Origin of the sequence: Prauserella flavalba, assembly GCF_003202235.1 — a bacterium.
GTDB classification, from domain to species: Bacteria; Actinomycetota; Actinomycetes; order Mycobacteriales; family Pseudonocardiaceae; genus Prauserella_A; species Prauserella_A flavalba.
In genome coordinates this window covers 71,389-84,772 of sequence record NZ_MASU01000017.1, presented here as the reverse complement: position 1 = coordinate 84,772, position 13,384 = coordinate 71,389, and the positions used below count along the sequence as shown (strand labels likewise).

The 13,384-nt window shown below is 71.9% G+C and carries 12 protein-coding genes; 9 read left to right on the top strand and 3 right to left on the bottom strand.

What is annotated here, in order from left to right:
* Positions 1-3: 3 nt before the first annotated feature.
* From BA062_RS33955 to BA062_RS33945, 3 genes are read left to right on the top strand one after another with little or no spacing between them, the layout of a single operon-like run.
* The gene (locus BA062_RS33955) at positions 4-735 is read left to right on the top strand and encodes a phosphatidylserine decarboxylase (protein WP_110343231.1); all 732 of its coding nucleotides are present in this window, start codon (positions 4-6) and stop codon (positions 733-735) included.
* Positions 736-738: 3 nt separating this feature from the next.
* A complete protein-coding gene (gene pssA / locus BA062_RS33950; RefSeq protein WP_110343230.1) occupies positions 739-1,704 on the top strand; it encodes a CDP-diacylglycerol--serine O-phosphatidyltransferase in 966 nt (321 codons plus the stop codon).
* Positions 1,705-1,728: 24 nt separating this feature from the next.
* Positions 1,729-3,957 carry an AAA family ATPase gene (locus BA062_RS33945; protein WP_110343229.1) on the top strand — a complete coding sequence of 743 codons (2,229 nt, stop codon included), beginning with the start codon at positions 1,729-1,731 and terminating at the stop codon, positions 3,955-3,957.
* 185 nt (positions 3,958-4,142) lie between these two features.
* Here BA062_RS33945 and BA062_RS33940 read toward each other — a convergent pair whose 3' ends face one another.
* Both BA062_RS33940 and BA062_RS33935 read right to left on the bottom strand, forming a co-directional pair.
* Positions 4,143-4,814, bottom strand: a complete 672-nt coding sequence (locus BA062_RS33940) for a LytR C-terminal domain-containing protein (RefSeq protein WP_110343228.1) — start codon at positions 4,812-4,814, stop codon at positions 4,143-4,145.
* A complete protein-coding gene (locus BA062_RS33935; protein ID WP_110343227.1) occupies positions 4,811-5,134 on the bottom strand; it encodes a DUF3263 domain-containing protein in 324 nt (107 codons plus the stop codon). The genes BA062_RS33940 and BA062_RS33935 overlap by 4 nt, the downstream gene beginning before the upstream one ends.
* A 186-nt stretch (positions 5,135-5,320) precedes the next feature.
* Between BA062_RS33935 and BA062_RS33930 the strand changes: the two genes are divergently transcribed.
* The 4 genes from BA062_RS33930 to thiD all read left to right on the top strand — a co-directional run bounded on the left by BA062_RS33930 (position 5,321) and on the right by thiD (position 9,512).
* Positions 5,321-5,884, top strand: a complete 564-nt coding sequence (locus BA062_RS33930; protein ID WP_110343226.1) for a peptide deformylase — start codon at positions 5,321-5,323, stop codon at positions 5,882-5,884.
* 86 nt (positions 5,885-5,970) lie between these two features.
* Positions 5,971-6,885 (top strand): S1C family serine protease, encoded by a 915-nt coding sequence (locus BA062_RS33925; RefSeq protein ID WP_110343322.1) that lies wholly within the window; start codon positions 5,971-5,973, stop codon positions 6,883-6,885.
* Between the two features lie 159 nt (positions 6,886-7,044).
* A complete protein-coding gene (thiC, locus tag BA062_RS33920; protein WP_110343225.1) occupies positions 7,045-8,691 on the top strand; it encodes a phosphomethylpyrimidine synthase ThiC in 1,647 nt (548 codons plus the stop codon).
* Positions 8,688-9,512, top strand: coding sequence for a bifunctional hydroxymethylpyrimidine kinase/phosphomethylpyrimidine kinase (gene thiD, locus BA062_RS33915; RefSeq protein ID WP_110343224.1), 825 nt, complete (start codon positions 8,688-8,690; stop codon positions 9,510-9,512). Before thiC ends, thiD begins: the two co-directional genes overlap by 4 nt.
* Here thiD and BA062_RS33910 read toward each other — a convergent pair.
* Entirely contained in the window at positions 9,480-10,580 is a 1,101-nt protein-coding gene (locus BA062_RS33910; protein WP_245960141.1) for a TDT family transporter, read from the bottom strand. The two genes, thiD and BA062_RS33910, sit on opposite strands and share 33 nt — an antisense overlap.
* Before the next feature lie 70 nt (positions 10,581-10,650).
* On the opposite strand from BA062_RS33910, the gene BA062_RS33905 reads away from it, so the two are divergent.
* Both BA062_RS33905 and BA062_RS33900 read left to right on the top strand, forming a co-directional pair.
* Positions 10,651-11,571 carry a LysR family transcriptional regulator gene (locus BA062_RS33905; RefSeq protein WP_168214170.1) on the top strand — a complete coding sequence of 307 codons (921 nt, stop codon included), beginning with the start codon at positions 10,651-10,653 and terminating at the stop codon, positions 11,569-11,571.
* Positions 11,572-11,692: 121 nt separating this feature from the next.
* Positions 11,693-13,369 carry a substrate-binding domain-containing protein gene (locus BA062_RS33900; protein ID WP_245960140.1) on the top strand — a complete coding sequence of 559 codons (1,677 nt, stop codon included), beginning with the start codon at positions 11,693-11,695 and terminating at the stop codon, positions 13,367-13,369.
* The last annotated feature ends 15 nt before the right edge of the window (positions 13,370-13,384 follow it).

Sequence of the window (13,384 nt, the reverse complement as noted above, 5' to 3'; positions counted from 1 at the left end):
TTCGTGAGCACCTCACACGCATCGCCGGACCGCGAGGCGCAGGGCCACACCCTCGGCCACGCCCTGCAGCTCGCCCGCGAGACCCTGCCGCCCATGCACCCGGCGGGCAGGCCCTTCGTACTCGGTGGCGCCGTCGCCACGCTCGCCCTGCGCAAGGTCTCCAAGCGCCTGGGCCTGCTCGCCGGCCTCGGCACCCTCGCGACGGCGGCGTTCTTCCGCGAGCCGCGCCGGGTTCCCCCCGCTCGCGACGGCCTCGTGCTCGCGGCGGCCGACGGCCTCGTGTCCCTCATCGAGGAGGCCGTCCCGCCCGCCGAGCTGGGCCTGCCCGACGAGCCGAGAATGCGGGTGAGCGTGTTCCTCTCGGTCTTCGACGTGCACGTCCAGCGCGCGCCCGCGACCGGCAAGGTCGAGCGGGTCGCCTACCGGCCCGGCAAGTTCCTCTCCGCCGACCTCGACAAGGCCAGCGACGAGAACGAGCGCAACTCGGTGCTGCTGCGCACCGACGACGGCCACGAGCTCGTCGTCGTCCAGATCGCCGGCCTCGTGGCGCGGCGCATCGTCTGCCAGGTCGGCGAGGGCGACCAGGTCGCCGCAGGCTCGACCTACGGCATCATCCGGTTCGGCTCGCGGGTGGACACCTACCTGCCGCCGGGCAGCCGCGTGCTGGTCGGCAAGGGCCAGCGCACCATCGGCGGGGAGACGCCGATCGCCGAGTTCCCGTCCGGGAGGGGCTGAGCGATGGCCACGCCCGGCGTTCGGTTGCTGCCCAACGCGATCACCGTGCTCGCGCTCTGTGCGGGCCTGTCATCCGTGCAGTTCGCACTCGTCGGCGACTACGTGCTGGCGATCGGGGCCATCGGGGTCGCCGCCGTGCTCGACAGCCTCGACGGCCGGATCGCCCGGCTGCTCGACGCGACCTCCAAGATGGGAGCCGAGCTCGACTCGCTCTCCGACGCGATCTCGTTCGGCGTCGCGCCCGCGCTCGTGCTCTACGTCTGGCTACCGGAGTCGAGCCGGTTGGGCTGGGTCGCGACACTGATCTTCGCCGTGTGCATGGTGCTGCGGCTCGCGCGGTTCAACACCCTGCTCGACGACACCGAGCAGCCGCCGTACGCGAACGAGTTCTTCGTCGGCGTACCGGCACCGGCAGGCGGGCTGCTCGCCCTGATGCCGGTGATCCTGACCCTGGAGTTCGGCGAGAGCTGGTGGTCGTCGGAGGGCGTGGTCTGGATGTGGACCGTCGCCGTGGCGGGACTGCTGATCAGCCGCATCCCGACGCTGTCGCTCAAGAAGCTGCGCGCCCCGGCCAAGGCGGTGGCGCCGCTGCTCGTCGGCGTCGGCCTGCTCGCGGCCGCGATCATCCAGTACCCGCTGATCGCGCTGGCGAGCGCGTTGCTGCTGTACCTGGCACACATTCCCTACTCGGTCCGCCGCTACCACTGGCTGGCCAATCACCCCGAGGCGTGGGACGTCCCGCCGCGCGAGCGCCGCGCCATCCGCAGGGCCCGCAGCCAGCGGCGGCTCGGCCTGCGCAGGCCGCAGTTCCGCCGGGTCGCCGGTGCGGCACGGCGAGCGGTCCTGCGCCCGCGGACGCCTCCGACGCCGCCGCCCCACGTGCCGAGGGTCTACGGGCCGGACGCCGCCGGCCGCGGACCCCGCCGCCGCAACTGGCGGCGGATCGGGCTGCGCCAGCGCGGCGAGTGACCTCACGCCTCTAAGGTGGGCGATGTGACGTCGCCGCAGCTCGCACTCACCGTCCGGCACACCCCGTCCGCGCTCGACACCCGCCGCGGGGTCGTCCGCCTCCACCCAGAGGTGCTCGACGCACTGGGGCTGCGGGCCTGGGACGCCGTCCGCCTCACCGGGGCGAGGGTCAGCGCCGCTCTCGCCGCACCGGCGACGGGCGAGAGCGCACCGGGCGTGGTGCTCGTCGACGACGTCACGATGGCCAACCTGGGCGTCACCGAAGGCACCGAGGTCGTGGTGGCGCCGTGTGACGTCACGGTGGCCCGCACGGTCACCGTCTCGGGATCCCGTCTCGCGAGCATGTCGCTCAACCCGGGCACGCTGCGGCTCGCGCTGATCGGCAAGGTGCTCACGGTGGGCGACGCCGTGTCGCTGCTGCCGCAGGACCTCGCGCCGCCGCCCGGCTCCGACGTCTCGGCGGTGCGGGGGCAGCTCTCCCGCGCGATCGGCGCCTCCTGGACCACCGAACTGCTGACCGTCACGGCCACGGAGCCTTCCGGCCCCGTCGCGGTCGGACAGTCCACAGTGGTCGGCTGGCGCGGAGCGGCCCCGGCGCCTTCCGCTCCCGCGGAGGCTCCTACCGCCGTCACCCCGGTTCCTGCGCCCGCCGAGATCGTCGTGGAGGACACCGAGGATCCGCCCCCTCCGATCGCCGATCTCGCGGGCCAGGGCGCCGTGGCGCGACGGCTCGGCGAGTGGATCGACCTGGCCTTTCACCGGCCCGACCTGCTGGCCAAGCTCGGCACGTCCGGCAGGCTCGGCGTGCTGCTGTCGGGGCCCGAGGGCGTCGGCAAGGCCACGCTCGTCCGCTCGGTCGCGCACACGGAGCAGGTCAGGGTCGTGTGCCTGGCCGCGCCGACGGTGGCCGTGCTGGAGCCAGACGCGGCGCTGAACCGCGTCGCACAGGCCGTCGAGGCCACGATGTCCGGCGACGGCGCCGGAGTACTGCTGGTGACCGACATCGACGCGCTGCTGCCCGCTCAGCAGCCGCCGCCCGTGGCTACGGTGATCCTCGACCGCCTGCGTGCCGCGCTCGGCAGGAACGGGTTCGCGCTGGTCGCCACCACCGCGCACTCCGAGTCCGTCGACCCTCGGCTACGCGGCGTCGACCTGCTCGACCGGGAGCTGATGATCGGCCTGCCCGACGCGCAGGTACGCACCGAGCTGCTGCGGATCCTGCTGCGGGACACGCCCGTGGAGCCCGGTGTCGACTTCGGGGTTATCGCCGAGCGCACGCCCGGGTTCGTTGCCGCCGACCTCATCGCGCTGCGCAGGGACGCCGCGTTGCGGGCCGCGCTTCGGCATCGCGACGACGACACAGAACCGCGGATAGCCGAGCAGGACCTGCTGGACGCGCTGGAGTCCGTCCGCCCGATCTCGATGTCCACTTCGGACACCCTGGCGACGGGCGGGCTGACCCTCGACGACGTGGGCGACATGACCGAGGTGAAGCAGTCGCTGACCGAGGCGGTGCTGTGGCCGCTGCGTTACCCGGACTCGTTCTCCCGGCTCGGTGTCGCCCCGCCGCGTGGCGTGCTCCTCTACGGGCCGCCCGGTAACGGCAAGACGTTCCTCGTGCGGGCGCTCGCGGGCACCGGCGCGCTGAACGTGTTCGCGGTCAAGGGCGCCGAGCTGATGGACAAGTGGGTCGGCGAGTCGGAGCGGGCCGTGCGGGAGCTGTTCCGGCGGGCCGCCGAGGCGGCGCCGTCGCTGATCTTCCTGGACGAGGTCGACGCGTTCGCCCCGCGGCGGGGGCAGTCGAGCGACTCCGGGGTGTCCGACCGGGTCGTCGCCGCGCTGCTGACCGAGCTCGACGGTGTGGAGCCGCTGCGCGACGTCGTGGTGCTGGGCGCCACCAACCGGCCCGAGCTGGTGGATCCCGCGCTACTGCGGCCGGGACGGCTGGAGCGGCTCATCTACGTGCCGCCGCCGGACACCGAGGCGCGCGCGGCGATCCTGCGCTCGAGCGCACGCAACACCCCGCTGGCGTCCGATGTGGATATCGACGACCTGGCCGCGAGCCTGGACGGCTACTCCGCGGCCGACTGCGCCGCCCTGATCAGGGAGGCCGCCCTCAGCGCGATGCGCGAGTCACTGGAAGCCGCCGAGGTCACGGCCACCCATCTGGCGAAGGCCCGCGACGCCGTGCGCCCCTCACTGGACCCGGCTCAGCTGGCCACCCTCGAGGCCTACGCGAACCGAAACCGCTGACCCACTCGCGAGTCGTGCACTCACGACCGCGAGTCGTACGCCCAGGACCGCGAGTTGTGCACTCGCGCAGGTGGGCCGGTCGCCAAGACGGGCAGCGTGGCACGCGAACGCACGACTCGCTAGCAGGAGTGCACGACTCGGCGTCGGGAACGCACGACTCGCGAGCAGGAGTGCACGACTCGCGGCTACTTGCCCTTGCTGGCGCCCTGGTAGTCCATGGTCACTATCACGATCACGCCGGCGCTCGAGTCCTTGATGCCGTCGAAGCGGGGTTCCACGCGGAGCCCGAACGCGGCGGCCAGCGCACGCGCCGCCTCTTCCTCGCCGGTGCCAGGGCGGTAGTAGGCGGTGCTGGTGGGGATGATGCCCGAGGGGTAGTTCGCCACCTGCACGACGTTCCAGCCCTGCGCGCGGAAGTCGTCGGCCGCCTCGGAGGCGAGCCCCTTGATGTTGCTGTTGTTGTAGACGCGCACGCCCACCGACTGCTGGACGCCTGCCTGCTGGTCGTCGCCGCTCTGGCCGCCATCGGTACCGTCGCCGTCGCCCTGGTCGCCGTCACCGTTGCCACCGGGGGCCGGGGTGTCGCCGGGCCGCGAGGTGGCCGACCCCGGCGCGGAGGGCTGGCCCGTCGTGGTCGAGGGCGAAGCCTGGCCCGACGTCGGCTCCGGGCGCGAGGTGCCGTTGCCGCCCGTCGGCGACGGCTGCGCCCGCGAGGTGGTCGGCTGCGCGGTCTCGTCGGACTCGCCGTTGCCGGTCAGCAGCGTGATGCCGCCGACGAGGGCCGCGACCAGTGCGACCGCGAGCAACCCGAGGCCTGCCGCGCGCATCGGCCTGGACAGCCCGTCGAAGATGCTCATGGCAGTTCAATCCCCAACCGCCGTGCCGCGCGGGTGCGCTGCCTCGCGGCGCGCGTCTTCCGCAGTCGCTTGACCAGCATCGGGTCCGCGCGCATGGCTTCCTGCTTGTCGATGAGCCGGTTCAGAATCTGGTAGTAGCGGGTCGGCGACATGCCGAACAGCTCGCGGATCGCCTGTTCCTTCGCCCCGGCGTACTTCCACCACTGACGTTCGAACGCGAGCACCTCCTGCTCGCGCTGCGACAGTCCCTCCGCAGGTTCACCGGCCGGCGCGGGCGGGGACGGCTGGCCGTTCTTGGCCATCGACTCCGCGGCGTCCATCTGGCTCCTCGCAATCTCGGCGAAATCACACGGCTGTCGTTCCGCTGCGCCATTAGATCACGCGGTCAGGACTCGCGCCCGTACCATGCCCGGCGCGTCCCGGTTCCGGATCGCGGGTCCGACCGGCCCGTCGCCCGGCCACCACCCCCCACGGAGACGCTCCGCGCCGCTGTGTTCAATTGAGTCGTGACCATCCACGCCATCCGCATCGCCGGCGACCCCGTCCTGCACACGCCCACCCGCGAGGTGGAGAAGTTCGACGCCGAACTGGCCACGCTCGCCGAGGACATGTTCGAGACGATGTACGCGGCCGAGGGCGTGGGGCTCGCCGCCAACCAGATCGGCGTCGACCTGCGGATCTTCGTGTACGACTGCCCCGACGACGAGGGCGTCCGGCACAAGGGGCTGGTGGTCAACCCCAAGCTCGAGACCTCCGAGATTCCGGAGACCATGCCTGACCCTGACGACGACTGGGAGGGCTGCCTCTCGGCGCCCGGCGAGTCGTACCCGACGGGCCGGGCGAAGTGGGCCAAGGTCACCGGCTTCGACCTGGAGGGCAACCCGATCGAGGTCGAGGGCACGGGCTACTTCGCGCGCTGCCTGCAGCACGAGACCGACCACCTCGACGGCTACATCTACCTCGACCGGCTGGTGGGCCGTCACGCACGCGCCGCGAAGAAGATGCTCAAGGCGAACAAGTGGGGTGTTCCCGGCAACAGCTGGCTGCCCGAGCCCGCTACGGAGGACTGATTCGCCCACGGCGAACGGAGGGCACGCCGCCGCGAACCGAGCGCACAATCGAGTGTGTAACGGTGTAATCGAAGGCGGTGGTCGCGGTGTCCGATGCCGAAGCGCTCGACGCCTACTCCCGCACCGTGAGCGCCGTGGCCCGCACGGTGACCCCGCACGTCGCGAGCGTGCGGCTCGCGCGCGGCGGCGGTTCCGCGGTCGTGTTCGACGTGGGTTACCTGCTCACCAACGCGCACGTCGTCGGCGGCGACCAGCGCGGGACGGCGACTTTCACCGACGGCACAGAGGCCGACTTCCGGGTCGTCGGCGCCGACCCGCTCTCGGACCTCGCCGTGCTGCGCGTGCGCGGGCCGGCTCCCGATCCCGCCGAGCTCGGGGACGCCGACCGGCTCGTCGTGGGCCAGCTCGTGGTGGCCATCGGCAGCCCGCTCGGCTTCTCGGGTTCGGTGACGGCCGGAGTGGTGAGCGCGCTCGGCCGCGCCCTCCCGGTCCGCCAGGGCAGGACCGCGCGGGTGATCGAGGACGTGATCCAGACCGACGCGGCACTGAACCCCGGCAACTCCGGCGGCGCGCTCGCCGACTCCTCGGGCCGGGTGGTCGGCGTCAACACCGCGGTAGCCGGGTTCGGGCTCGGCCTGGCCGTTCCGGTCAACGCCACCACCCGGCGCATCATCGACACCCTCCTCGTGGAGGGCCGGGTGCGCAGGGCCTACCTCGGCGTCGTGGGGGTGCCCGCGCCGCTGCCGGACGACGTCGCCGAGCGCACCGGGCAGACCGCGGGCGTGCGCGTGGTCGAGGTGGTCGCGGGAGGGCCCGCCGACCGCGCCGGACTGCATTCGGGTGACCTCGTGCTGACCGTCGCGCGCTCCCCCGTCTCCGACGCGCAGGGCATCCAGCGCCAGCTCTTCGCCGAGGTCATCGGCACGCGGCTGCCGGTGACGGTGTTGCGCAACGGCGCGATGGTTGACGTCTACGCCACACCGACCGAACTTGTGGGTTGAGGTCTGCCTCGCCGCATGGCATGGTCGGTGGGACAACCGAACATCGCGGGAGCTCGCGCCTTGGCGGGCTGAGAGGGCGGCTGGTGTCCGTTTCGTGGACCCGGCGCCGCCGACCGCAGGAACCTGACTGGGTAATGCCAGCGTAGGGAGTGACTTTCTTTGACGACCCTGGAAAACAACGCCGCCGTCCAGCCGACCGTCACCACGGGTCCCATCACCGGTTCCCGCAAGGCCTACGTCCACACCGAATCCGGCCTGCGCGTTCCCGTTCGCCGGATCGACCTCTCGAACGGTGAGCACTTCGACGTCTACGACACCTCCGGCCCCTACACCGATCCGGACGCCGTCATCGATGTCCACAATGGACTCCATCCGATGCGTTCCGGCTGGATCGACGGCCGCGAGCACCGCACCCAGCTCGGCTGGGCCAAGGCCGGCGTTATCACGCGCGAGATGGAGTTCATCGCCGCCCGTGAGCGCGTCGAGCCCGAGTTCGTGCGGTCCGAAGTGGCCAGTGGCCGGGCCGTGATCCCGGTGAACCGGAGGCATCCGGAGTCCGAGCCGATGATCATCGGCAAGAACTTCCTCGTCAAGATCAACGCCAACATGGGCAACTCGGCCGTGTGGTCGTCGGTCGAGGAGGAGGTGGACAAGATGGTGTGGGCGACCCGCTGGGGCGCCGACACGATCATGGACCTCTCCACCGGCAAGCGGATCCACGAGACTCGGGAGTGGATCCTGCGCAACTCGCCCGTTCCCGTCGGCACCGTGCCGATCTACCAGGCGCTGGAGAAGGTCAACGGCGAGCCGGAGAAGCTCACGTGGGAGATCTACCGCGACACCGTGATCGAGCAGTGTGAGCAGGGTGTCGACTACATGACCGTGCACGCGGGCGTGCTACTGCGGTACGTGCCGCTCACGGCCAACCGCGTCACCGGCATCGTGTCGCGCGGCGGGTCGATCATGGCCGCGTGGTGCCTCGCACACCACCGGGAGTCGTTCCTCTACACCCACTTCTCCGAGCTGTGCGAGATCCTGCGGGAGTACGACGTCACGTTCTCGCTCGGCGACGGCCTGCGCCCCGGCTCGATCGCCGACGCCAACGACCGCGCGCAGTTCGCGGAGCTGGAGACCCTCGGCGAGCTGACCCACATCGCCCGCGAGCACGACGTGCAGGTGATGATCGAGGGGCCTGGACACGTGCCGATGCACAAGATCAAGGAGAACGTGGAGCTGGAGGAGAGGCTCTGCGGCGAGGCACCGTTCTACACACTCGGTCCACTCGCGACGGATATCGCGCCCGCCTACGACCACATCACGTCCGCCATCGGCGCGGCCCAGATCGGCTGGTACGGCACCGCGATGCTGTGCTACGTCACGCCGAAGGAACACCTGGGCCTGCCCAACCGCGACGACGTGAAGACCGGCGTGATCACCTACAAGATCGCCGCGCACGCCGCCGACCTGGCGAAGGGGCACCCCTACGCGCAGCGGTGGGACGACGAGCTGTCCAAGGCCCGCTTCGAGTTCCGCTGGCACGACCAGTTCAACCTGTCGCTCGACCCGGACACCGCTCGCTCGTTCCACGACGAGACACTGCCCGCCGAGCCCGCGAAGACGGCGCATTTCTGCTCGATGTGCGGGCCGAAGTTCTGCTCGATGCGCATCACCCAGGACGTGCGCAAGTACGCCGAGGAACACGGACTGTCCTCCGTGGAGGCCATCGAGGCGGGCATGCGCGAGAAGTCAGAGGAGTTCGGCGAGCACGGCAACCAGGTGTACCTGCCGGTGGTCGACAGGTCATGAGCGCGACCCCGAGAACCGCCCTCACCATCGCCGGATCCGATTCCGGCGGTGGTGCCGGCATCCAGGCGGACCTGCGCACGTTCTTCGCCTGCGGGGTGCACGGGATGACCGCCATCACGGCGGTCACCGTGCAGAACTCGCTGGGAGTGCAGGGATTCAGCGAGGTACCCGTCGATGTCGTCACCGCGCAGATCAGGGCGGTGGCCGGCGACATGGGCGTGGACGCCGCGAAGACCGGCATGCTCGCCACGGCCGAGATCATCCGCGCCGTCGCCGAGACGCTCGACGAGGTCCACATCGGACGGCACAGGGAGACACCGTTCGTGGTGGACCCCGTCGCCGCGTCGATGCACGGCGACCCGCTGCTGCGGGAGGAGGCGCTCGAGGCGATCCGCACCGAGCTGTTCCCCCGCGCGACGCTCGTGACGCCGAACCTCGACGAGGTGCGGCTGCTCACCGGCGTGGAGGTGACCGACACCGCGAGCCAGCGCGCGGCGGCGGACGCATTGCTGGAGTTCGGGCCGCAGTGGGTGCTGGTCAAGGGCGGGCACATGTACGACAACCCCGAATGCGTGGACCTGCTCTCCGACGGCGTGCAGTACGTCGAGCTGAAGGGTCCCCGCCACGACGTCGAGCACACGCACGGCGGCGGGGACACGCTCGCCTCGGCCATCACGGCGTCCCTGGCCAAGGACCTCGGGGTGCCGGACGCGGTGTCGGCGGGCAAGCGGTTCATCGAGCGGTCCGTCGCCGAGGCGTACCCGCTCGGCAAGGGGATCGGCCCGGTGTCACCGTTCTGGCGACTGGACCACGAGGCGTGAGGTGCGGGCGGCGACCGTCGCCCACGCCACCACCAGCAGCGCGTAGAGCGCCACGGCGACAACGCCGAACAGCCCGGAGTGGATCCTGGCGGCGAGCGCGCTCGTGCCCGTGACCACGGTGCCGAGCGGGAACGTGAAGCTCCACCACGTGAGCGCGAAGGGCAGCCCCACCCGGGCCGTGCGCAGGGTGAGTGCGGCGGCCAGCACGAGCCACATCATCGCGAACCCCCAGGTGGGCACGCCGTAGAGCAGGCCGAACGCGGCCGCCGCCGCACCGTAGGGCGCGGGCAGTGCGCTGTCGGCCACGCTGCCGAGCAGGTTCGCCGCGGTCACCGACTGGCCCAGCGGGCCGAGCACGATCCACACGGTGGGCACGGTCGCCGCCGCGCCGGTCTTGTGGTGCACGAGCCGCTGCCACACCTGCGGCACGAGGCACAGCGTGGCGAACAGGCTGATGCCGAACATCGCGTAGCAGGCGAGCAGCATCGCGGTGCGCGCGCCACCCTCGGGCAGGTGCGGGACGAGCAGCGCGCCGTTCGCGGCCGAGACCATCGGCGGCACCACGGGCATCAGCCAGCCCGCGAACGTGCTCTGCGGCGTGACGTCGTGGGTGGTCATCATCCGGTAGGGGATCCACACGGTGGTGACGAGGCCGAGCAGGGTGCCCGCGCTCCACAGCACCCAGTCGATCGTGAGCGCGGCACCGAGGCCGAGCACGTCCTGGCCCAGCAGGAGGGTCCCGGCGCCGACGGTCATCAGCGCCATCGGCGGGGCGCCCCAGAACTGGGCGAGCACGGGGTCGTGGGCGAACCCGCGCGCGACGGCGCGATGCCGGGTCCAGAGCACGCCCCACGCCGCGGTGAGCCCGAGCAGCACGAGTGCCGCGAACGCCCAGACGACGGTGGCCGCCGCGCGCAGCCCGGGGAACTGGGCCGGCAGTGTCGCCGCGGCGTTCGCCACGATGCCGGTGCCCATCACCGAGGCGAACCAGTTGGGTCCGAAGCCCGTGACCCGGGAGGCCCTGGGGTTGGGAGGGGCAGGGGCCGGGGCGGGGAGAGTGCTCGTCACCCGTTCACGATGCGACCGCTCGCGCCGCCCTGGTAGTCCCCGATCCGCGATGGATGCATAGGCTACGGTTATGCCTTTGCCATCCCGGGTGACCGACCTGACCAGCTTCGACCTGCTGCTGAGCGTCGCCGAGCTGGGCAGCATCGGCCGCGCGGCGAAGGCACACGGCATCTCCCAGCCCGCGGCGAGCGCCCGGCTGCGGCAGCTGGAGCGGCAGGTGGGCGTGCCCCTGCTCGAACGGGCCACGCGCGGGGCGCGGCTGACGACGGCGGGTGAGCTGGTGGCCGGCTGGGCGCTGCCGGCGGTGGAGCGGGCCGCCGACCTGGAGGCCGGGATCGCGGCGCTGCGCGCCGACCGGCACACGCACCTGCGGATCGCGGCGAGCCTCACCGTCGCCGAGTACCTGCTGCCGCGCTGGCTGATCGCGCTGCGCGCGGCCGATCCGGACACGGTGACCGCGCTCAGCTCGGGCAACTCCCACGAGGTGGCCGCGCAGGTGCTCGCGGGCGACGTCGATCTCGGCTTCGTCGAGGGTCCCGAACTGCCGCCAGGGCTGCGGGCCAGCGACGTGGCGACCGACGAGCTGGTGCTCGTGGTCGCGCCCGGTCACCGCTGGGCGTCCCGGAGGCGCCGCCCGCGCGCCGCCGAGCTGGCGGGCACGCCGCTCGTGAGCAGGGAACCGGGCTCGGGCACGCGGCAGGCGTGGGAGTGGGCGCTGCGGGCGTGCGGGGAGACCGAACTGGCGGCGCCGCTGCTGGAGGTCTCCTCCACCACCGCGATCAAGGCGGCGGCCATCGGCGGCATCGGCCCCGCGGTGCTCAGCGCGCACGCGGTGGTGCCCGAGCTGGACGCCGGAACGCTCGTGCGCGTGCCGGTCCCCGACCTCGACCTGCGCAGGCGGCTGCGCGCCGTGTGGCCGTCAGGGCAGACGCTGCGCGGCCCCGCAGCCGACCTGCTCGCCATCGCGCTGCGCAGCCGGACCGAGGGGTGAACGCCCGATGAACGGATGGGTTTTCCCGGCCACGCCGGCCTGATCCGCTCCTAGGCTTGTTGATCCACAGCGAGCCGAGGAGTGAGCGCCGGGAATGAGCCTCGGACAGAGGTTGGAGTCGATGGCCGAGCTGCTCCTCTCCAACCAGGGCAGCCTCGTACTCGGGATCGCGGCGCTGCTCGCCGTCGTGGCGCCGTTCGCCGACCGGTACGTCATCCGGCGCAAACGCCTGTACTACCGCGTCCAGTACAACTCGAAGCTCGGCCTCAGCCCCGTCGACCTCAAGGACGCCGACAACACCGTCAAACACGCCGACGCCGAGCTCGAACCCATCGCGGAACTGCTCGACCGCATGAGCATCGTGGTGATCCGCGTGCGCAACACCGGCATCGACGACATCACCAAGGACGACTTCGACGGCAATCCGCTGGAGTTCACCTTCGGCGGCAGGGTGATCTGGAACGCGCGGATCTCCGAGCCCTCCGTGGAGACCCACCGCAAGCAGCTCACCGACGGACTGGAGTTCTTCAGCACCACCGAGTCGAACGGCGAGGCGGAGCAGCACAACTCCCTCGACGCGGTGCGCACCACGCTCCGCCAGAAGCTGCTGGCGTGGTGGCGAAAGCCGCCCGAGCAGCGGGAGCCCGCACCACCGGCTCAGGCCCCGCAGTGGGACGGCGTGCGGCTGAAGGACCTGAAGCTGGTGCGCAAGGAGAAGTTCAAGCTCGTCGTGGTCCTGCGCGAGCCGGACCACAACCGCAAGGGCCCGCTCACCAAGGCCGTCCAGTGCTCGGGGCACGTCTCGGGCGGACGGATCCTCGACGAGCGCACGCAGCGCAAGGCCACGTGGCCGCGCGTGGCGGCCACGCTCGGCATGCTGCTCACCGGCGCGCTCATCGCGACCCTCATCGCCGGCGCGTCGCGGTCCGAGACCGAGCCAGGGCTCACCTGCGCCGACGGCGCGCTGCGGATCGTGGGCTCCAGCGCGTTCTCCCCCATCGCCGCCGGCATCGCGCAGGGCTACACCCACGCGTGCGGTGGCGCCGAGGTGAGCGCCGTCGCGACGGGCAGCATCAACGGGGTGCGGATGCTCGCCGACGCCGACGCCGACGAGAGCGACGAGCTCGCCGCGCTCTCGGACGGCGAGACCGGCGTCGCGACCGACGAGCTGGTGCCGCACCCGGTGGCGGTGATCGTCTACACCGTGGTGGTCAACGACTCCGTCGGCGTCGAGACACTGACGAGGGAGCAGCTCGCCGGGATCTACTCGGGCCGCTACCGCGACTGGAACGAGGTGCGCCCGGGACCGTCGCTGCCGATCCGCATCGTCGGGCGTGGCCAGGAGTCCGGGTCCCGGCAGACGTTCGAGCGCACGGTGCTGGGCGCGTCGGAGGGCGGGCTCACGTCGGACTCCTGCGAGCGGGCCGACCGGGGCGCGCCCGCGCCGACGATCCGCTGCGAGCGCGGCACCGAGGCCGAGGTGGTGGGCGAGATCGCGGCGACGGGAGGGGCGATCGGCTACGTCGACCTCCCCTCGGCCAACGAAGCGCGGGCCGACGGGCAGCCGATCGAGATCGTGGAGCTGGACGGCGCCTACCCCGACGCGAGCACCGTCTCGCAGGGCTATCCTTTTTGGACGATCGAGTACCTCTACACGAAGGGCGTTCCCGCCGAGGGCACGGTCCTGCGGACGTTCCTCGACTACCTGCGCAGCGGCACCGCGCGCGCCGAGCTGCGCGACGCCGGTTACACGCCGTGCGTCGGCAGAGACGGCGACCTGCACGAGCTGTGCCGCTGAGCCGTTACCCGCGGG